Origin of the sequence: Qipengyuania vesicularis (assembly GCF_019711415.1) — a bacterium.
Lineage (GTDB): Bacteria > Pseudomonadota > Alphaproteobacteria > Sphingomonadales > Sphingomonadaceae > Qipengyuania > Qipengyuania vesicularis.
In genome coordinates this window covers 556,830-574,125 of the sequence record NZ_JAIGNJ010000001.1, presented here as the reverse complement: position 1 = coordinate 574,125, position 17,296 = coordinate 556,830, and the positions used below count along the sequence as shown (strand labels likewise).

General features: G+C 60.7%; 24 protein-coding genes. 3 read left to right on the top strand and 21 right to left on the bottom strand.

The window, feature by feature from the left end:
• From rplN to K3146_RS02825, 18 genes are all read right to left on the bottom strand, one after another.
• Positions 1 to 369, bottom strand: a complete 369-nt coding sequence (gene rplN, locus K3146_RS02910) for a 50S ribosomal protein L14 (RefSeq protein ID WP_067464754.1) — start codon at positions 367 to 369, stop codon at positions 1 to 3.
• Between the two features lie 56 nt (positions 370 to 425).
• A complete protein-coding gene (gene rpsQ / locus K3146_RS02905; RefSeq protein ID WP_221428659.1) occupies positions 426 to 716 on the bottom strand; it encodes a 30S ribosomal protein S17 in 291 nt (96 codons plus the stop codon).
• A 10-nt stretch (positions 717 to 726) separates the two neighbouring features.
• Positions 727 to 936: a 50S ribosomal protein L29 gene (gene rpmC / locus K3146_RS02900; RefSeq protein ID WP_221544684.1), complete on the bottom strand. Its 210-nt coding sequence runs from the start codon at positions 934 to 936 to the stop codon at positions 727 to 729.
• Entirely contained in the window at positions 936 to 1,370 is a 435-nt protein-coding gene (gene rplP, locus K3146_RS02895) for a 50S ribosomal protein L16 (RefSeq protein ID WP_040963569.1), read from the bottom strand. Before rplP ends, rpmC begins: the two co-directional genes overlap by 1 nt.
• A 21-nt stretch (positions 1,371 to 1,391) precedes the next feature.
• Positions 1,392 to 2,087: a 30S ribosomal protein S3 gene (gene rpsC / locus K3146_RS02890; RefSeq protein ID WP_221544683.1), complete on the bottom strand. Its 696-nt coding sequence runs from the start codon at positions 2,085 to 2,087 to the stop codon at positions 1,392 to 1,394.
• Position 2,088: 1 nt separating this feature from the next.
• Positions 2,089 to 2,466 carry a 50S ribosomal protein L22 gene (gene rplV, locus K3146_RS02885; RefSeq protein WP_006831883.1) on the bottom strand — a complete coding sequence of 126 codons (378 nt, stop codon included), beginning with the start codon at positions 2,464 to 2,466 and terminating at the stop codon, positions 2,089 to 2,091.
• The gene (gene rpsS, locus K3146_RS02880; RefSeq protein ID WP_221431380.1) at positions 2,466 to 2,741 is read right to left on the bottom strand and encodes a 30S ribosomal protein S19; all 276 of its coding nucleotides are present in this window, start codon (positions 2,739 to 2,741) and stop codon (positions 2,466 to 2,468) included. The genes rplV and rpsS overlap by 1 nt, the downstream gene beginning before the upstream one ends.
• A 6-nt stretch (positions 2,742 to 2,747) precedes the next feature.
• The gene (rplB, locus tag K3146_RS02875) at positions 2,748 to 3,584 is read right to left on the bottom strand and encodes a 50S ribosomal protein L2 (protein WP_221544682.1); all 837 of its coding nucleotides are present in this window, start codon (positions 3,582 to 3,584) and stop codon (positions 2,748 to 2,750) included.
• The gene (locus K3146_RS02870) at positions 3,584 to 3,904 is read right to left on the bottom strand and encodes a 50S ribosomal protein L23 (RefSeq protein ID WP_221544681.1); all 321 of its coding nucleotides are present in this window, start codon (positions 3,902 to 3,904) and stop codon (positions 3,584 to 3,586) included. The genes rplB and K3146_RS02870 overlap by 1 nt, the downstream gene beginning before the upstream one ends.
• Positions 3,897 to 4,520 (bottom strand): 50S ribosomal protein L4, encoded by a 624-nt coding sequence (rplD, locus tag K3146_RS02865; protein WP_221544680.1) that lies wholly within the window; start codon positions 4,518 to 4,520, stop codon positions 3,897 to 3,899. The genes K3146_RS02870 and rplD overlap by 8 nt, the downstream gene beginning before the upstream one ends.
• A gap of 2 nt (positions 4,521 to 4,522) precedes the next feature.
• Entirely contained in the window at positions 4,523 to 5,392 is an 870-nt protein-coding gene (gene rplC / locus K3146_RS02860) for a 50S ribosomal protein L3 (RefSeq protein WP_221544679.1), read from the bottom strand.
• A 247-nt stretch (positions 5,393 to 5,639) separates the two neighbouring features.
• Positions 5,640 to 5,951: a 30S ribosomal protein S10 gene (rpsJ, locus tag K3146_RS02855; RefSeq protein WP_006831877.1), complete on the bottom strand. Its 312-nt coding sequence runs from the start codon at positions 5,949 to 5,951 to the stop codon at positions 5,640 to 5,642.
• Between the two features lie 323 nt (positions 5,952 to 6,274).
• Positions 6,275 to 7,450, bottom strand: coding sequence for an elongation factor Tu (tuf, locus tag K3146_RS02850; RefSeq protein WP_221544678.1), 1,176 nt, complete (start codon positions 7,448 to 7,450; stop codon positions 6,275 to 6,277).
• 91 nt (positions 7,451 to 7,541) lie between these two features.
• Complete coding sequence (gene fusA, locus K3146_RS02845) at positions 7,542 to 9,674, bottom strand: elongation factor G (protein ID WP_221544677.1); 2,133 nt, start codon at positions 9,672 to 9,674, stop codon at positions 7,542 to 7,544.
• A 36-nt stretch (positions 9,675 to 9,710) separates the two neighbouring features.
• The gene (rpsG, locus tag K3146_RS02840; protein WP_221544676.1) at positions 9,711 to 10,181 is read right to left on the bottom strand and encodes a 30S ribosomal protein S7; all 471 of its coding nucleotides are present in this window, start codon (positions 10,179 to 10,181) and stop codon (positions 9,711 to 9,713) included.
• A gap of 23 nt (positions 10,182 to 10,204) precedes the next feature.
• Positions 10,205 to 10,576: a 30S ribosomal protein S12 gene (rpsL, locus tag K3146_RS02835; RefSeq protein WP_006831873.1), complete on the bottom strand. Its 372-nt coding sequence runs from the start codon at positions 10,574 to 10,576 to the stop codon at positions 10,205 to 10,207.
• A gap of 407 nt (positions 10,577 to 10,983) precedes the next feature.
• On the bottom strand, positions 10,984 to 12,393 hold the full coding sequence (locus tag K3146_RS02830) for a KAP family P-loop NTPase fold protein (RefSeq protein ID WP_221544675.1): 1,410 nt from the start codon (positions 12,391 to 12,393) through the stop codon (positions 10,984 to 10,986).
• Between the two features lie 375 nt (positions 12,394 to 12,768).
• Complete coding sequence (locus K3146_RS02825; protein WP_221544674.1) at positions 12,769 to 13,518, bottom strand: hypothetical protein; 750 nt, start codon at positions 13,516 to 13,518, stop codon at positions 12,769 to 12,771.
• Between the two features lie 92 nt (positions 13,519 to 13,610).
• Between K3146_RS02825 and K3146_RS02820 the strand changes: the two genes are divergently transcribed.
• The 3 genes from K3146_RS02820 to K3146_RS02810 all read left to right on the top strand — a co-directional run bounded on the left by K3146_RS02820 (position 13,611) and on the right by K3146_RS02810 (position 15,559).
• Positions 13,611 to 14,129, top strand: coding sequence for a hypothetical protein (locus tag K3146_RS02820; RefSeq protein WP_221544673.1), 519 nt, complete (start codon positions 13,611 to 13,613; stop codon positions 14,127 to 14,129).
• A gap of 71 nt (positions 14,130 to 14,200) precedes the next feature.
• Positions 14,201 to 14,803, top strand: a complete 603-nt coding sequence (locus K3146_RS02815; RefSeq protein ID WP_247710990.1) for a GNAT family N-acetyltransferase — start codon at positions 14,201 to 14,203, stop codon at positions 14,801 to 14,803.
• A gap of 48 nt (positions 14,804 to 14,851) precedes the next feature.
• The gene (locus K3146_RS02810; protein ID WP_221544672.1) at positions 14,852 to 15,559 is read left to right on the top strand and encodes a helix-turn-helix transcriptional regulator; all 708 of its coding nucleotides are present in this window, start codon (positions 14,852 to 14,854) and stop codon (positions 15,557 to 15,559) included.
• Here K3146_RS02810 and K3146_RS02805 read toward each other — a convergent pair.
• The 3 genes from K3146_RS02805 to trxA form a co-directional block, all read right to left on the bottom strand.
• Entirely contained in the window at positions 15,556 to 16,083 is a 528-nt protein-coding gene (locus K3146_RS02805; RefSeq protein WP_221545204.1) for a GNAT family N-acetyltransferase, read from the bottom strand. The two genes, K3146_RS02810 and K3146_RS02805, sit on opposite strands and share 4 nt — an antisense overlap.
• Positions 16,084 to 16,093: 10 nt before the next feature.
• Positions 16,094 to 16,879 carry a LysR substrate-binding domain-containing protein gene (locus K3146_RS02800; protein ID WP_221544671.1) on the bottom strand — a complete coding sequence of 262 codons (786 nt, stop codon included), beginning with the start codon at positions 16,877 to 16,879 and terminating at the stop codon, positions 16,094 to 16,096.
• Between the two features lie 67 nt (positions 16,880 to 16,946).
• A complete protein-coding gene (gene trxA / locus K3146_RS02795; protein WP_221544670.1) occupies positions 16,947 to 17,267 on the bottom strand; it encodes a thioredoxin in 321 nt (106 codons plus the stop codon).
• Positions 17,268 to 17,296 lie beyond the last annotated feature (29 nt).

Sequence of the window (17,296 nt, the reverse complement as noted above, 5' to 3'; positions counted from 1 at the left end):
TTAGAGCACCTCCGGAGCAAGCGAGATGATCTTCATGAAGCCGCGGCCGCGCAGTTCGCGGACGACCGGGCCGAAGATACGGGTGCCGATGGGTTCTTCGCTCTTGTTGACGAGAACCGCGGCGTTGCTGTCGAAGCGGATCACGCTGCCATCGGGGCGGCGTACGTCCTTCTTCGTGCGCACGATGACAGCGCGATGGACATCGCCCTTCTTCACCTTCGTGCGCGGCTGGGCTTCCTTCACGGAAACCACGATCACGTCACCGACGGACGCGGTGCGGCGCTTGGAGCCGCCCAGTACCTTGATGCACTGGACGCGCTTTGCGCCGCTGTTGTCCGCGACGTCGAGATTGGATTGCATCTGGATCATTGATCCGGTTCCTTCTCTTGGCTTGCCGGGACAAGTGCCCGGCAGTTCCTAAAACGTCAGTTGCCTGCGGCTTCGACTTCGAGGTCGGCCTCGACAGCCTGGGTTCCGCCTGCCGTCACGCGGTCCTTGACCATCCAGGTCTTGGTCTTCGAGATCGGCTTGGTTTCTTCGATACGAACGACATCGCCGAGGGCGTACTCGTTCTTCTCGTCGTGGGCGTGGTACTTCTTCGAACGGCGGATGATCTTCCCGTAGAGGGGATGCTTCACCTTACGCTCGACGAGCACGGTTACGGTCTTGTCGGTCTTGTCGGAGGTGACGGTGCCGATAAGGATACGCTTGGGCATGGTCTACTCCTTACGCCTTGGCTGCCGCTGCACGGGCGCGTTCGCCCTGCAGGGTCTTGATCTTGGCGATTGAACGACGGACTTCACGGATGCGCGCCGGGGCTTCGAGCTGGTTGGTCGCAGCCTGGAAACGCAGGTTGAACTGCTCACGCTTCAGCGTGGTCAGCTCTTCGTCCAGCTGGTCGTCGCTCTTCTGACGCAGATCTTCGATCTTGCTCATTATTCGCCTCCGAGGTGCGAGGTGTCGCCCAGGCGGGCCACGACCTTGGTCTTCACCGGCAGCTTCATGGCTGCGCGGCTGAACGCTTCGGCAGCCAGCGGACCGGCAACGCCGTCGAGTTCGAACAGGATGCGGCCCGGCTTCACACGAGCGGCCCAGTATTCGACCGAACCCTTGCCCTTACCCTGACGGACTTCAGCAGGCTTCTTCGAAACCGGCACGTCGGGGAAAACGCGGATCCAGAGACGACCCTGGCGCTTGATGTGACGCGTGATCGCGCGGCGAGCCGCTTCGATCTGGCGCGCGGTGATACGCTCGGGCTCGAGAGCCTTCAGCCCGTACGAGCCGAAGTTGAGCGTGGTGCCGCCCTTGGCGTTGCCATGGATCTTGCCCTTGAACGCCTTGCGGTACTTGGTTTTCTTCGGTTGCAGCATGGTTCTTTCCTATACCTGCAATCAGCGAGCCGGACGGACGCCGGACGTCTGCGATTCCATCATGAGACGGTCTTGCGCGGTCGGGTCGTGGCCGAGGATCTCACCCTTGAAGACCCACACCTTGATGCCGATGATGCCGTAAGCGGTCAGCGCTTCAGCTTCAGCGTAATCGATGTTGGCGCGCAGCGTGTGCAGCGGCACGCGGCCTTCACGATACTGTTCGACGCGCGCGATTTCCGCACCGCCAAGACGGCCGCCACACATGATCTTGATGCCTTCGGCACCAAGGCGCATGGCCGACTGCATGGCGCGCTTCATCGCACGGCGGAATGCCACACGGCGGATCAGCTGATCGGCGATGCCCTGGGCGACGAGCTTGGCATCGACTTCCGGCTTGCGGATTTCGACGATGTTCAGCTTCACTTCGCTTTCGGTCATGGTCGCCAGCTTGGCGCGCAGCTTTTCGATGTCCGCGCCCTTCTTGCCGATGATGACGCCGGGACGCGCAGCATAGATCGACACGCGGCACAGCTTTGCCGGACGTTCGATCACAACCTTCGAAATAGCGGCCTGGGCTGCGTTCTCGAGGATGTACTTGCGGATCTCGATGTCCTCGGCCAGCAGCTTGGCATAGTCACGCCCTTCGGCGTACCAGCGGCTGTCCCAGGTGCGGTTGATCTGCAGGCGCAGACCGATCGGATTGCTCTTATGGCCCATCTTACGCCTCTTCCTGCTCGCGGACGACGATGCGCAGGCGGCTGAACGGCTTCAGGATGCGCGTCGACTTGCCGCGTCCACGGGTGTGGAAGCGCTTCATCGTGATCGACTTGCCGACCGAAGCCTCAGCGACGACCAGCGAGTCGACATCGAGGTTGTGGTTGTTTTCCGCGTTGGCAATCGCCGAAGCGAGAACCTTCGTGGCATCCTTGGCCATCGACTTCTTCGAGAAGGCCAGGATGTTGAGGGCCTCTTCGGCCTTCTTGCCGCGGATGAGCTCGGCAACCAGGTTCAGCTTCTGTGCGCTACCACGAATGGTGGTGCCCACAGCCAGAGCCTCGTTGTCGGCGACGCGACGGGGTGCTTTCTGCTTGCTCATCAGCGCTTGCCCTTCTTGTCGGCAGCGTGACCCGGGAAGGTGCGCGTGGGCGCGAATTCACCGAGCTTGTGGCCGACCATTTCTTCCGAAACGGATACGGGGATGAACTTGTGGCCGTTGTACACGTTGAACGTGAGACCGACGAACTGAGGGAGGATCGTGCTGCGGCGCGACCAGGTCTTGATCGGCTTGGCATTGTTGGCGTCCTGCGCCTCTTCGGCCTTCTTCAGAAGGCTGAGTTCGACGAACGGACCTTTCCAGACGGAACGAGCCATGTCGGATTACCTCTTCTTCTTGGCGTGACGCGAACGGATGATCATCTTGTCCGTCTGCTTGTTCTTGCGCGTGCGGGCGCCCTTGGTCGGCTTGCCCCACGGGGTAACCGGGTGACGGCCACCGCTGGTGCGGCCTTCACCACCACCGTGCGGGTGGTCGACCGGGTTCTTGGCGACACCGCGCGTAAGCGGCTTGATGCCCATCCAGCGACGACGACCGGCCTTGCCCAGGTTCTGGTTCTGGTTGTCCGGGTTCGACACGGCGCCAACGGTGCCCATGCAGTCGGCACGCAGGTAACGCTGCTCGCCACTGTTGAGACGCACGATAACCATGCCCCGGTCACGACCGACCAGCTGCACATAAGCACCTGCCGAACGTGCGATCTGACCGCCCTTGCCGGGCTTCATTTCGACGTTGTGGCAGATGGTGCCGACCGGCATCTGACCGAGCAGCATGGCATTGCCGGGCTTGGTGTCGGTCTTTTCAGCCGCGATGACCTTGTCGCCGACAGCGAGACGCTGCGGAGCGAGGATGTAGGCCATCTCACCGTCGTCATACTTCACGAGTGCGATGAAAGCGGTGCGGTTGGGATCGTATTCGATCCGTTCCACGGTGCCTTCGACGTCCCACTTGCGACGCTTGAAGTCGATGAAGCGGTACTTCTGCTTGTGACCGCCGCCGATGCCACGCGAGGTGACATGGCCCTTGTTGTTACGGCCACCGGTCTTGCGCTTGCCTTCCGTCAGCGACTTGACGGGCTTGCCCTTGTACAGGCCCGACTTGTCGACGAGGATGAGACCACGGCGCGCCGGGCTCGTCGGTTTGTAGTTCTTGAGTGCCATCAGCTCACACCTTCCGTGATGTCGATCATCGAACCCTCAGCGAGAGTGACGATCGCCTTCTTCACGTCGTTGCGCTTGTAAGGTTTACCCTTCCAGCGCTTGGTCTTGCCCTTCACGTTGATCGTGTTGACCGAGACGACCTTGGCCTTCTGGTCAGCGTAGATCGCTTCAACCGCTTCCTTGATCTGCGGCTTGGTGGCGTCGCCTGCGACCTTGAACACGACCGCGTTGTTCTCCGAAGCCAGGGTCGACTTTTCGGTGATGTGCGGTGCGAGGATCACGTCGTAGTGACGGGCTTCGATTGCCTGCTTCTTAGCCATTGAAACGGCCCTCCAGCTTCGCGACCGCGTCCTTGGTGAGGACCAGCGTGTCGTGCTTCAGGATGTCGTAGACATTGGCGCCCATCGCGGGGAGGACGTTCACGCCCGGCAGGTTGCCGGCGGCCTTCTTGAAGCCGTCGTTCACGCTTTCGCCGTCGATGATCAGGACCTTGCCTGCCCAGCCATTCTTGTCGAAGTGACCCTTGAGCGCTTTGGTCTTGGCATCCTTGAGCTCAAGGCTGTCGACGACAACGAGGCCGTCCTTTGCCTTGGTCGAAAGAGCCATCTTGAGACCGAGCGCACGGATCTTCTTGTTGAGCGACTGCTCGAAGTCACGCTTGCGCGCACCGTGAGCCTTACCACCGCCGATGAAGATCGGAGCACCACGATCGCCGTGACGTGCGCCGCCCGAACCCTTCTGGCGACCGAACTTCTTGCCCGTGCGGGCAACGTCCGAACGCTCACGCGTGGGGCGTGCGGTGGCGCGACGGTTCTCGAGCTGCCAGGTGACAACGCGGTGCAGGATGTCGGCGCGCGGCTCGACGCCGAACACATCGTCGTTCAGCTCGATATCGCCCGACGCCTTGCCGTCGATTTTCTGGACCTTGACCTTCACGATCAGGACTCCTTGCTTTCACCTTCGGTCGCAGCATCGGCCGCACCGTCGGTGGTGGTTTCGGCGTCCGCACCCGATTCCTGCTGCTGCATCAGCTTTTCCTGCTGCTCAGCGGAGACCTCGGTGCCGACTTCGTGTTCTGCTGCGCTCTCGATGAGGCCCGCATCGGCAGTTTCCGATTTGAACTCGTCTTCGTTGCGGCGCATCACACCCGGGAACGGGAGGTTCTCAGGCATGGCGACCTTCACAGCGTCGCGAACCATCAGCCAGCCGTTCTTCGCGCCCGGGACCGAACCCTTGACGAAGAGCAGGCCGCGATCGGCGTCGGTACGCACGATCTCGAGGTTCTGCTGGGTGCGCTGGCGGTCACCCATGTGACCAGCCATCTTCTTGCCCTTGAACACGCGACCCGGGTCCTGACGGTTACCCGTCGAACCGTGCGAGCGGTGCGAGATCGAAACACCGTGGGTGGCGCGCAGACCGCCGAAGCCCCAACGCTTCATGGCGCCGGCAAAGCCCTTACCCTGGGTGTGGCCGGTAATGTCGACCTTCTGGCCTGCGACGAAGTGTTCGGCCGAAATGCGGGCACCAACGGGAAGCAGGGCTTCTTCGCTGTCCACGCGGAATTCACCGACCTTCATCTTCAGCGCGACTTCAGCCTTGGCAAAGGCTTCGCGCTGCGGCTTGTTCACATTCTTTTGCTTCGCTTCGCCCGAACCGACCTGGACGCCATAATAGCCGTCACGGTCTTCCGTGCGATGTGCGGTGACCTGGCAGTCTTCCAGCGAAAGAACGGTCACGGGTACGTGCCGTCCGTCCTCCTGGAAGAGGCGGGTCATCCCGACTTTCTTTGCGATAACGCCTGTGCGCATCGTCAAACTCCTCAACAGAGGCACCAAGGAGCTCATCCCCAAGGTGCATGCCAGCCCGATTGTGCGATGCGTGCCCCCGTCCGGGCTGATTGCCTCCCGAAGGAAGCAGACGGGGGACGCAGTCCCGGGCGATTGCCCGGCGGTATCCCGATGTCTTGCCAGATCCTGCGATCCGGCGGGGCTATCGAGTGCCCCTGAAACTTCCCTGCCGTTTACAGTCCGGCAGGAGGACCGAAATCAAAGGCGCTTAGGCGAGCTTGATTTCAACGTTCACGCCAGCAGCGAGGTCGAGCTTCATAAGGGCGTCGACGGTCTGGGCGTTGGGCTGCACGATGTCGAGCAACCGCTTGTAGGTGCGCACCTCGAACTGCTCGCGCGACTTCTTGTCGATGTGCGGGCCGCGGTTCACGGTGAACTTCTCGATACGCGTCGGCATGGGAATGGGACCACGAATAAGGGCACCCGTGCGACGCGCGGTGTCTGCAATCTCTCCAGTTGCCTGGTCGAGAACGCGATGGTCGAACGCCTTGAGGCGAATGCGGATATTCTGTGCTTCCATTACCTACACCGATGCGAAAGAGCCAAGCGGACCAGCGGGTGGCCCGCAAACAAAAAGAAAGGTCTGACCCCACTTGTGAGCCCGGTTTCCCGGAGCGGGCGACCTTCCATGAATTTCTCGTGCCGGGGACGAATCCCCGTCTGTGGGCGCGCATATACGGGGGAGACCCCCTTCTGGCAACCCCCGATTTCCGCCAGCCTGAACCGGCATTCATCGGGTGCGGCGAACCGTGCATTTCTGCCGGTTTTTCCGCTCACACTTAAAGCGAAGGGCCCGCCCTCCACTAACGGGAGGACGGGCCCCTGAAAGTTTCAGCTGAGAGCTTACTTCTTGATCGAGCCAACAACGCCCGAGCCGACCGTGCGGCCGCCTTCGCGGATTGCGAAGCGCAGACCCTGGTCCATGGCGATCGGAGCGATCAGCTTGACGTCGATCGTCACGTTGTCGCCCGGCATCACCATCTCGGTGCCTTCGGGAAGGATCACTTCGCCGGTGACGTCGGTGGTGCGGAAGTAGAACTGCGGACGGTAGTTCGCGAAGAACGGCGTGTGACGGCCGCCTTCGTCCTTCGACAGGACGTAGACTTCTGCGCTGAACTCGGTGTGCGGCGTAACCGAACCCGGCTTCGCCAGAACCTGGCCACGCTCGACTTCGTCACGGCCGACGCCGCGGATCAGGGCACCGATGTTGTCGCCAGCTTCGCCGCGATCGAGCAGCTTGCGGAACATTTCAACGCCGGTAACGGTCGTCTTGGTGGTGTCCTTGATGCCGACGATTTCGACTTCGTCGCCAACGTTCACGACGCCGGTCTCGACACGGCCGGTGACAACCGTACCACGACCCGAGATCGAGAACACGTCCTCGATCGGCATCAGGAAGTCCTTGTCGACCGGACGGTCGGGGGTCGGGATGTAGGTATCGACGGCTTCCATCAGTTCCTTGATGGAGTTTTCGCCGATTTCCGGATCGCGACCTTCAAGAGCGGCCAGAGCCGAGCCCTTGATGATCGGAATGTTGTCGCCGTCGAAGTCGTACGAGCTGAGCAGTTCGCGAACTTCCAGTTCGACGAGCTCGAGGATTTCCTCGTCGTCGACCTGGTCGACCTTGTTCATGTAGACCACGAGGGCCGGAACGCCGACCTGACGGGCAAGCAGGATGTGCTCGCGGGTCTGCGGCATCGGGCCGTCAGCTGCGTTCACAACCAGGATGGCGCCGTCCATCTGGGCTGCACCGGTGATCATGTTCTTCACGTAGTCGGCGTGACCCGGGCAGTCGACGTGTGCATAGTGACGTGCGTCGGTTTCATACTCGACGTGTGCGGTCGAGATGGTGATGCCGCGCTCACGCTCTTCGGGAGCCTTGTCGATGTTTGCAAAATCGACAGCCGAACCCTGAACCTTGGTGATTGCTGCGGTCAGCGTGGTCTTGCCGTGGTCGACGTGGCCGATGGTGCCAACGTTGACGTGCGGCTTATTACGCTCGAACTTTTCCTTCGCCATTTTCCAATAACCTCTAACTTGAATGTGAATTTCTGCGGGATGGAAACGGCGCCCGCGGAATCAGGCGCCGCCCCTAGACGGTGAAGCTGCCTTACGCAAGCTTCTCCTTGACTTCCTGTGCCACGTTCGCCGGAACTTCGTCGTAGTGGCTGAACTGCATCGAGTACTGAGCACGTCCCTGGGTGAAGGAACGCAGCTCGTTCACGTAGCCGAACATGTTCGCGAGCGGCACGTTGGCTTCGACAGCCTGTGCGTTGCCGCGCGTGTCGGTGCCCTGGATCTGGCCACGACGCGAGTTCAAGTCGCCAATGACGTCGCCGAGGTAATCCTCGGGCGTCACGACTTCAACCTTCATGATCGGCTCGAGCAGCTTGATGCCCGAACGTTCGGCGACTTCGCGCATTGCACCACGACCAGCAATTTCGAACGCAATCGCGCTCGAGTCGACGTCATGGTAAGCACCGTCGTAAAGTTCGACAGTAAAGTCGATGATCGGGAAGCCGACAAGGTGGCCGCTTTCGGCCTGCTCGCGGAAGCCTTTTTCGATGGCCGGGATGTATTCCTTCGGAATGTTACCGCCCTTGATGCTGTCTTCGAAGACGAAGCCCTGGCCGCGCTCACCCGGGGTGACCTTGACTTTCACGCGGCCGAACTGACCGGAACCACCCGACTGCTTCTTGTGGGTGTAATCGACGTCCACCGACTTGCCGAGGTATTCGCGATAAGCGACCTGCGGTGCGCCGACATTTGCTTCGACCTTGAACTCACGCTTCATGCGATCGACGAGGATGTCGAGGTGAAGCTCGCCCATGCCCTTGATGATCGTCTGGCCCGACTCGTGGTCGGTGCTGACGCGGAAGCTCGGATCTTCGGCAGCCAGGCGGTTGAGGGCGACGCCCATCTTCTCCTGGTCGGCCTTGGTCTTCGGTTCGACTGAAAGCTCGATCACCGGCTCGGGGAATTCCATACGCTCGAGGATGATCGGAGCGGAGGACGCACACAGCGTGTCGCCGGTGGTGGTTTCCTTGAGACCTGCGATAGCGACGATGTCGCCGGCGAATGCTTCATCGATGTCCTCGCGGTTGTTCGAGTGCATCAGCAGCATGCGGCCGATCTTTTCCTTCTTGTCCTTCACCGAGTTCAGGACCGAACCCTTGGTGAGGTGACCCGAATAGATACGGGTGAAGGTGAGCGAGCCGACGAACGGGTCGTTCATGATCTTGAACGCGAGCGCAGCGAAGGGGGCTTCGTCCGACGACGGACGGGTGTCTTCCTTGTCGCTGTCGGGCAGGACGCCCTTGATGGCCGGAACGTCGAGCGGCGACGGCATGTAGTCGACAACCGCGTCGAGCAGGGGCTGGACGCCCTTGTTCTTGAACGCCGAACCGCACAGCACGGGAACGAAGTCGCGCGCCATAGTGCCCTTGCGGATAAGACGCTTGAGCGTCGCCGCATCGGGCTCTTCACCTTCGAGGTAAGCTTCCATGACATCGTCGTCCTGTTCGACGGCGGTCTCGATCAGCTTCTCGCGGTATTCGGCAGCCTTGTCGGCCATGTCGGCGGGGATTTCGACGAACTCGTACTTTGCGCCGAGGTCTTCAGCCTGCCACACGATGCCGCGGTTGTTGACGAGGTCGACAACACCCTGGAGATCGCTCTCCGCGCCGATCGGGAGATAGAGAACCAGCGGGTTCGCGCCGAGGCGGTCGATGATCGACTGGACGCAGTAATAGAAGTCGGCACCGGTGCGGTCCAATTTATTGACGAAGCACATCCTGGGGACGCCGTACTTGTCGGCCTGGCGCCACACGGTTTCGGACTGGGGTTCAACGCCGGCGACGCCGTCGAAAACTGCAACAGCACCGTCGAGGACGCGGAGCGAGCGTTCGACTTCGATGGTGAAGTCGACGTGGCCGGGGGTGTCGATGATGTTGATGCGGTGCTTGGGCATGCCTTCGCGCATCTCTTCGGGCGAGCTCATCGGATCCTTGGTCGGATCTTCAGCGGTCCAAAACGTGGTCGTGGCAGCCGAGGTGATCGTGATGCCGCGTTCCTGCTCCTGCTCCATCCAGTCCATGGTCGCAGCGCCGTCGTGGACTTCGCCGATCTTGTAGGACTTGCCGGTGTAGTAGAGGATACGTTCGGTAGTCGTGGTCTTGCCGGCATCGATGTGAGCCATGATGCCGATATTGCGGTACCGCTCGAGCGGATATTCGCGTGCCATGTTAAGTCTCCATGAGGGGCGAGCCCCCCGTTAAAATTACCAGCGGTAGTGGCTGAAGGCGCGGTTCGCGTCCGCCATGCGGTGCGTGTCTTCGCGCTTCTTGACGGCGTTGCCGCGGTTGTTCGCAGCATCCATCAGCTCGCCCGACAGGCGTGCAGCCATGGTCGTTTCAGGACGACCGCGAGCCGCACCGATCAGCCAGCGGATAGCCAGCGCCTGGGCACGCTCGGGGCGCACTTCAACCGGAACCTGGTACGTCGCACCACCGACACGGCGGCTACGCACTTCGACCTGCGGCTTGATGTTTTCGAGCGCTGCGTGGAACAGCTCGACCGGGTTCGACTTCGCCTTGGCTTCGACAGTGTCGAGCGCGGTGTAGACGATACCTTCGGCAACGGCCTTCTTGCCGTCATACATCAGGTTGTTCATGAACTTCGAAAGGACCTGATCATTGAACTTGGGATCAGGCAGGATTTCCCGCTTCTCGGGACGACGACGACGTGACATTGATTATCTCCTAGTCCCGTAGATTACTTCGGACGCTTCGCGCCATACTTCGAGCGCGACTGCTTGCGATCCTTGACGCCCTGCGTATCGAGCACGCCGCGAAGGACGTGGTAGCGAACGCCGGGAAGGTCGCGAACACGGCCGCCGCGGATAAGCACAACGCTGTGCTCCTGCAGGTTGTGGCCTTCGCCCGGAATGTAGGAGATGACTTCGCGCTGGTTCGTCAGGCGAACCTTGGCAACCTTACGAAGTGCCGAGTTCGGCTTCTTCGGGGTCGTCGTGTAAACACGCGTGCAGACACCGCGCTTCTGCGGGTTCTGCTCCATCGCAGGGACCTTGCTCTTGGCCTTCTGCGGAACGCGGCCCTTGCGGACCAGCTGGTTAATAGTCGGCATGAGTTCTCTCTTCACCGTTTGGATGGCGGCGACTAGCGGGTGATCGGGTGGTGTATCGGGTTCGCTCTTTTCGTGATTTCCCGCGGAGGCGGGAACCTCAGGCTATCGGGCGAAGCGCCAGCGGCCTGAGACCTCCGCCTGCGCGGAGGATCATGTACGAGCGAGCCTGAAACGCTCCACCCATCGGCCCACACGGCCACCGGGTTACTTTGACGGCTGCCCCGAGCGATCCATGAGGTTCGCTGCAATAGAAAAGAGCCTCGTCGCATCTGCGACAGGCCCCCGGGTCATGACCGGCAATGTTCAGCTCTATCTGGCCAGCGTCAAATCAGCCCGTTGGACGAATCCTACGCCGGATGGGCGCGCACTTAGTGCGGGAGGGGGGATTGGTCAAGGGAAAGGGGGGCTCAGCCTTGTGCAGCTATCGCAGCAACGTCGTTCATTAGCTTTCGGTAAGAGGTCGGAGAGGATCGCACTCTCGGACCACCGAGAAACCATGACAGATATTCATACATAGGATCTTCGGATTGTCCGGCCTGCTTCAGAGCCTCGCGTTCGCCAAGTCCGTAAATGCTCTTGATGGTAGCAACTGCGGGGTCAGCTTCGATCCAATTGAACTGGCCGAAATCGTTTCCGTACCCAAACGACCAAGATCTTCCAACTTTGTCATGAAGGCCAGTCAAATGATCGCATATTACCTCGGTCAGAAAGATCGCCTCGATATCCTGATCCCCAATTAGGATCATGGACGTTTGCAGAAGGTCAAAAAATTTGAAGGTCTCCCTGGGCGAAATTTCATGAAACTCGAGGAGATTTGCCAAATAATCGGTAGGACCCATCTGCTTCTTGCTGCTGTCATTCATCTTTGGGAATTTTAGGCGCTCGGTGCCCGTCAAATCGCCATAAAGCTTCGAAACTAAGGCATTCAACGACGGAAAGGGGAGAACAACTTTTCGGTCTATGAAGCGCTTGAGGTACGCCTCACCATCAAACTGATCACCATAAATGCCCGAAACCGCTTTCCCCAATTGATCAGAGTTAACTCCTAAAATGAACACGACACCCGGTACACCAAATAGATGCTTTATTTCTTCCAGAAATTTGATCGCGTAGGATGGACGGCAGCGGTCCAACTCATCGACAATTATGTAAACGACCCTTTCTTCTTTCTCGCTGCCTAACGAAGAGACTAGGGCTGTCAATGAGCGCTTCATATCTTCGATCGCGGCAACGCCAATTTCGAACTCCGCAATCCTAGTCGAGACCAGCTTGTTGGATTTCAGCGCTTTAAGCTCCTCATCCATATCGTCGATTGCATCTTCGACAGCTTTATCGATTTCTTCCCGGACATCTTCAAGTTCATCCTCGGAGGCGCCAGTCCAAACCTCGGAGATGCCTTCTACAGCACCGCCGGTGATAGCCAATTGAGCTCCCCTTTTGAGCAACCCCTTGCCACCGATGGCCATAACTTTGCCGGTCTTCGAAGCAAACTCGACCCACCGCTTTTTCACGTCATCGTCTTGCGCGATCAGAGGCTCCACCGATTTCCTGAGTACCGAAGCAATTGCAGTCAGCGGATCATCCAAGAGATCGCTACTCCAAGCATCGATGTATGCGACCGGTTGCTTACCTCCCAATTCCAACTGGAGCCCACGCAGGAAGTATGTCTTTCCGATTCCATAATCCGCATCAACCGCAACTACGATCGAGCGATCACCGTCAATTAGCATCCCATTCTTGGCAACCGAATCACAATAGGAGATAAGATCCCTCGCAAGGGGGCGACGGTCAAAGAGGTCTTCATCCCACGTTTTCATTTCATTCCTCAAAACTGATGCAAGCCGAGGATCAATTCTTCTGCTCAGTCAGATTTGCAACCGGAATCCCTCACCTCTCCACGGAAAATTCGTCAATATTTGGAGTTGGTTATCCCGTTGAGAGTGCGTGTCCTTCGGCGAATGCCCCCCTCGTCTTTCCCTGTCACCTGCGTTGGCCGGCTACCAGCAATCTCCAGCCAAGGGCTGTTTTCTAGTCTCGATCCTCTTGTTTCGCCTTCAAACGCCGGACGAAACGCGTCTACGCTCCTTGGCTTGCGAGCGGCTCGGTGAGACCACCTTATCGAACTGCAACTGGCCTAGATCATTCTGACTGAGTAGCTGCTGCCGTCTGCAAGTAAAAAGCGTCCAAAGCCTCTACTGACCAAGTGCCTCGGGTCCGTCGACATTGCATTCGATCTCGCCATAGTGCGCAATTTGGCAGTTACTCACGAACACCTTGTTCACACTATCGCCGATATCACCGCTAACCGGGTCAATCGGTCGCAGTGAAATATTCGCTTGTACAAGCAGCATGTTCGTAAAGGGACTACAGCCAATGGGGATCGTAGTCTCGAAGGCCATCGCCGCCTTGATTTCTTGACCAGCTTCGACACGATTCTCCCGAAGGCCGCCAAGAAACACGTCATCGTCGTCAAGTGTCGCTACAACCGTTGACGGCAAGGCGGAGGCCGATGGATCAGTCACGCTTTGGGCAGAGAACTGGACTTTAGTAACAGCCAGTTTTGAGACTTCTATCGTATCTATCCGAGCCATGACTGGAATCTTGCTCGCACTTTTCAGGTTGAGCGTCCCAAAGAACGGGATCTTCGCTGTTAGTGGCGATCTCGGATTTTCTGAGCAATAGAAGTAGAGATTTCCGACCCCGTTCGAGCCACCACTCTCGCCCTCATCAGAAACTTCAAGTAGGCCCATCCCCCCTGTCGACAACTCGAAACTCCCAGAAACGTCTGTTCGAACTGTTGATGCAGCCTGCTTTACGTCGGCATCTTGCTTAGGAAAAATGGTGTTCCATTGGTAAAGGGTCCATCCGCCACCAACGATGAGCGCCGCTGCCGCAACTAAGTTCTTCAGAACTTCGCTCTGCTCTTTATTCGGAAGTTTCAATTTCTGTCCCCTCGTTTCTGAGGCGACCCCGGTCTCTTTGTATCGCGAAATTCTTTTCCTACTTGCCGGAAATTTGCAACCTGCGGTGGGCCATGACCGAAAGCACTCGCAAGATCGCCCGCCAGGCCACCTCCGCCGTTGCCTATATCGGTGACGAGCCCGAGGACGACGATCCCCTCCTCGCGTTTGCGCCCTACATCCACAAACAGCCCCGCCGCAATTCGATCACGCCCGACCTCCAGCGGCAGTTCGTCTCCACGCTCGCGGCCACCGGGATCGTCGTGCAGGCGGCGCGCTCCATCGGGAAGAGCATGGAGGCGCTCTACAAGCTGCGGAAGCTCCCCGGGGCGGAGGGGTTTGCGGAGGCCTGGGACGAGGCGGCGGAATACGGGCTCTGGCGGCTGGAGGACTGTGCCGCCGAGCGGGCGATTGCCGAGGGGATGTCCAACCCGCGCGCCAATTCGCTGCTCTGCTTCATGCTCGCCTATCGCAGCCGATACCGCGAGGACGTGCGCCTCATCGTGCCCGGGCATCCGGTCTACGAACGCATCCGCGAGGAAGTGCTGGCCGAGGCGGGGATTGTCGAGGAATTCGACGAGGAAGAGGAATAGCGGCGCGAGCGGGGCTCCGCCTTCTTTCACCGCCCCCTTTACCCACGCGCAGATGTGGTATGTGGCTACTCATGAAGCGGCCCCAGGACATCACCATCCACACGCGGCTCGAGAACGGGCATCCCGTCTGCATCCGCACGATCCGCGAGGATGACGGGGAGCGGATGCGGCTGGGGATCGCGCAGATGAGTGCGCAGTCGCGCTACCTGCGCTTCTTCTCCGGCGCGCGGACCCCGCCCGACTGGGTGATCGAGCGGCTGACCGATGTCGACGGGCATGACCATATCGCCTGGGGCGCGGTCGATGCCTCGCGCGAGGATACGCCCGCGATCGGGGCGGTGCACGCCTTCCGCGATCCCGAGGACGAGGATTGCGCGGAATTCTCGGTCGGGGTGCTCGACGAATATCACGGACTGGGCCTCGGCAAGCTGCTGACCGCCACCATCCTCCACCATGCGCGGACCGAGGGGCTGGCGGAGTTCGCCGTCAATATCCTCGCCGAGAACCGCAGCGCGCGGGACTTCGCCAAGTCGCTCGGCGCCGAATACGAGCGGCTGGAGGACGGGGTGATGGTGTTCGAGCTCGATATCGAGCGCGCCATCGCCGCGCTGCGCGAGGAATGCGACCCGCCGGGCATGGCGGATGTGTTCAGGGCTTTCGCCGAAGTGACTTGACGATCGGGGACAAGTCCGGTCTTTGGTTTTGTGGTATTAGAGTATGCCATGAACCAGGTCCTGACAGACATCGCCACCAGCCCCTGCGTCACCACTCTGTGGCAAAATGTGCGGCGCGCGGTGGACGAATATGGCGCCGACAAGTTCAGCTACCATTTCACTCCCATTTTCGGCTCGCAGGTCTCGCGGGAAACGCAGGTGATGGCGCGCGGCTTCTCGGTCGAGTGGCTCGACCTCTACGAAAGCGCCGAATTCCGCCAAACCGATCCGATCCCCGATGCGGTAATGCGGGCGGGCCATGTGATCTCCTGGAGCGAGGCGCTCGAACGGGTGGAGCAGACCGAGGAAATCCGCCGCTTCGTTGCGGCCCTGCGCGAATACGGCATCACCAACGGCTTCGGCGTCCCGCTGTTCGGCCCCGATAATCGCGACGCCTATGCCGCTTTCGGCTTTCCCGAGGATCACACGCCGGAAGAAGAACAGATCGTGTCGCTGACCCTGGTGGCGCGCACCGCGCATGACCGCGTGTGCCAGCTCGTCGCGATCGAGGAAGGCGATGTGGCGCTATCCCAGCGCGAGGTGGAGGTGCTGGCACTGATCGCGCAGGGCAAGTCGAACAGCGTGATCGCGCAGCTGCTGGAGATCTCGTCCGAAACGGTCTCCACCTATGTGAAGCGGATCTACGCCAAGCTCGGCGTCAGCGACCGGGTGGGCGCCACGGTGAAGGCGCTGAAACTGAAGCTGGTAACGATCTAGCCGCGCGCGGGCCAGTCGTTCGCCAGCAGGCCATAGATCATCACGTCGCGCAGGCCCGCATGGGTGGTCTCGTGTTCGCGGAAGAACGCCTCGCGGGTGAAGCCGAGCCGTTCGAGCAGGCGGATCGAGGGGGTGTTGTCCGCATCCACCTCGGCGGTGAGCTTGCGGGTGCCGGTCACCAGCAGGTGGTCGATCAGCGCCGCGGTGCATTCGCTCGCCACGCCCTCGCCCTGCCGGTGCATGCAGGTGATGTAGCCGATTTCCTCGACTCCGTCCTCGTGCCCCGGCACCGCGACGAAGCGGGCGGCGACCGCACCTGCCGCGTCCTCGGCGATCCAGGTCCGGCCGTTCCAGCCCGGCTCGGCGAGCCAGCCCCACAATTCCTCGACATCGGCGAATGCAGGCCGCGTGAGGTAGAGGCACTGCTGCGCGTCCGAAAGCGTGGGAAAGAGCGCGTGCGCATCGCTGCGCTGTAGCGGGCGCAGGGTGAAACGGTCGGTGTGGAGAGTGGCGACGTCGCGCATCGGCAAAAGACTAACCGGCGAGAAAGGCGACGAGCGCTTTGACCTTCTTGGTCCGCCATTGCGGCGTGGGGGCGACAAGCCAGTAGGCGCGCGTGCCCTGCTCCGGCCCGTCGAGCACCTCGAGACGGCCCGCCTCGATCGCTTCCTTGGCGAGCAGTTCGGGCAGGATCGCCTTGCCCAGCCCCGCCATCGCGCCCGACAGCGCCTGTCCGGCATTGCTGACGGTGACATGCGCCTGCACGCCGTCCTGCAGCGGCAGGCCCCAGTCGATCCACCGGTCGGGCGCACCGGGTGCGCCCACCGTCACGCGGCGCGCGGCGGCCAGTTCGACGCCCTGCAAATCGCCCGGCCCGTCGACCAGCCGGATGGCGCAGTCGAGGTTCGCCTCGGTGAAATCGGCATTCTCGTCCGCCACGAAGGCGAACTTGATCTCGGGGTTCTCTTTCGAGAATTCCGCCAGCCGCGGGGCGAGCCACTGCGCGTAGAATTCGCGCGGGCAGGCGATCGTATAGCTGTCCGAAGCCTGACCCGCCTGCATGGCGGACACGCTTTCCTCGAACTTGAGGAAGCCTTCGCGCAGCGCATCGAGCCCTGCCGCGCCTTCCTGCGTCAGCTCCAGCCCCTTGCTGGTCCGGCGGAACAGCACGGTGCCGAGGTGGTCCTCCAGCGCACGGATCTGCTGACCGACTGCCGCCGGCGTCACCGCCAGCTCGTCCGCCGCGCGGGTAAAGCTGAGGTGGCGTGCCGCGGCATCGTATACGCGCAGGGCGTTCAGGGGCAGGTGCGTGCGCTTCATCGTGTCACGCCTTTAGCAATGTTGCGCCGCAAAACAAGATTGCGGCGGGACTATGGCCGGAAAGGGGTCAGAGCGCGCCTTCGAGCCATTGCTTGAGCTGGCCCTTGGGCGCCGCACCGCGCATGTGCGCAGCCGGCTCGCCGTTCTTGAAGAGCACGAGGTAGGGGATCGACTGGACGCCCATCGATCCCGGAACGCCGGTGTTTTCCATGATGTCCATCTTGGCAATCGTCACCTTGTCGGCCAGCTCTTCGGACAGCTCCTCAAGCGCCGGTGCGATCATCTTGCACGGCCCGCACCAATCGGCCCAGAAATCCACGAGCACGGGCTTGTCGCTGTCGAGAACGTCTTTCTGGAAGCCTTCGTCGGTGACGTTGATGGTGGCCATGGGAATACTCCTGAATGCGTGTTTCTTGG

Bases quoted from the DNA above. Each gene is read 5' to 3' on its own strand.
- rplN (WP_067464754.1), bottom strand. From the start codon at position 369: ATGATCCAGATGCAATCCAATCTCGACGTCGCGGACAACAGCGGCGCA.
- rplC (WP_221544679.1), bottom strand. From the start codon at position 5,392: ATGCGCACAGGCGTTATCGCAAAGAAAGTCGGGATGACCCGCCTCTTC.
- rpsC (WP_221544683.1), bottom strand. From the start codon at position 2,087: ATGGGCCATAAGAGCAATCCGATCGGTCTGCGCCTGCAGATCAACCGC.
- K3146_RS02815 (WP_247710990.1), top strand. From the start codon at position 14,201: ATGAAGCGGCCCCAGGACATCACCATCCACACGCGGCTCGAGAACGGG.
- rpsQ (WP_221428659.1), bottom strand. From the start codon at position 716: ATGCCCAAGCGTATCCTTATCGGCACCGTCACCTCCGACAAGACCGAC.
- K3146_RS02870 (WP_221544681.1), bottom strand. From the start codon at position 3,904: ATGGCTAAGAAGCAGGCAATCGAAGCCCGTCACTACGACGTGATCCTC.
- rpsG (WP_221544676.1), bottom strand. From the start codon at position 10,181: ATGTCACGTCGTCGTCGTCCCGAGAAGCGGGAAATCCTGCCTGATCCC.
- K3146_RS02800 (WP_221544671.1), bottom strand. From the start codon at position 16,879: ATGAAGCGCACGCACCTGCCCCTGAACGCCCTGCGCGTATACGATGCC.
- fusA (WP_221544677.1), bottom strand. From the start codon at position 9,674: ATGGCACGCGAATATCCGCTCGAGCGGTACCGCAATATCGGCATCATG.
- trxA (WP_221544670.1), bottom strand. From the start codon at position 17,267: ATGGCCACCATCAACGTCACCGACGAAGGCTTCCAGAAAGACGTTCTC.
- rpsJ (WP_006831877.1), bottom strand. From the start codon at position 5,951: ATGGAAGCACAGAATATCCGCATTCGCCTCAAGGCGTTCGACCATCGC.
- K3146_RS02830 (WP_221544675.1), bottom strand. From the start codon at position 12,393: ATGAAAACGTGGGATGAAGACCTCTTTGACCGTCGCCCCCTTGCGAGG.
- rpmC (WP_221544684.1), bottom strand. From the start codon at position 936: ATGAGCAAGATCGAAGATCTGCGTCAGAAGAGCGACGACCAGCTGGAC.
- tuf (WP_221544678.1), bottom strand. From the start codon at position 7,450: ATGGCGAAGGAAAAGTTCGAGCGTAATAAGCCGCACGTCAACGTTGGC.
- rplP (WP_040963569.1), bottom strand. From the start codon at position 1,370: ATGCTGCAACCGAAGAAAACCAAGTACCGCAAGGCGTTCAAGGGCAAG.
- rpsS (WP_221431380.1), bottom strand. From the start codon at position 2,741: ATGGCTCGTTCCGTCTGGAAAGGTCCGTTCGTCGAACTCAGCCTTCTG.
- rpsL (WP_006831873.1), bottom strand. From the start codon at position 10,576: ATGCCGACTATTAACCAGCTGGTCCGCAAGGGCCGCGTTCCGCAGAAG.
- rplV (WP_006831883.1), bottom strand. From the start codon at position 2,466: ATGAGCAAGCAGAAAGCACCCCGTCGCGTCGCCGACAACGAGGCTCTG.
- rplB (WP_221544682.1), bottom strand. From the start codon at position 3,584: ATGGCACTCAAGAACTACAAACCGACGAGCCCGGCGCGCCGTGGTCTC.
- K3146_RS02820 (WP_221544673.1), top strand. From the start codon at position 13,611: ATGACCGAAAGCACTCGCAAGATCGCCCGCCAGGCCACCTCCGCCGTT.
- K3146_RS02805 (WP_221545204.1), bottom strand. From the start codon at position 16,083: ATGCGCGACGTCGCCACTCTCCACACCGACCGTTTCACCCTGCGCCCG.
- K3146_RS02810 (WP_221544672.1), top strand. From the start codon at position 14,852: ATGAACCAGGTCCTGACAGACATCGCCACCAGCCCCTGCGTCACCACT.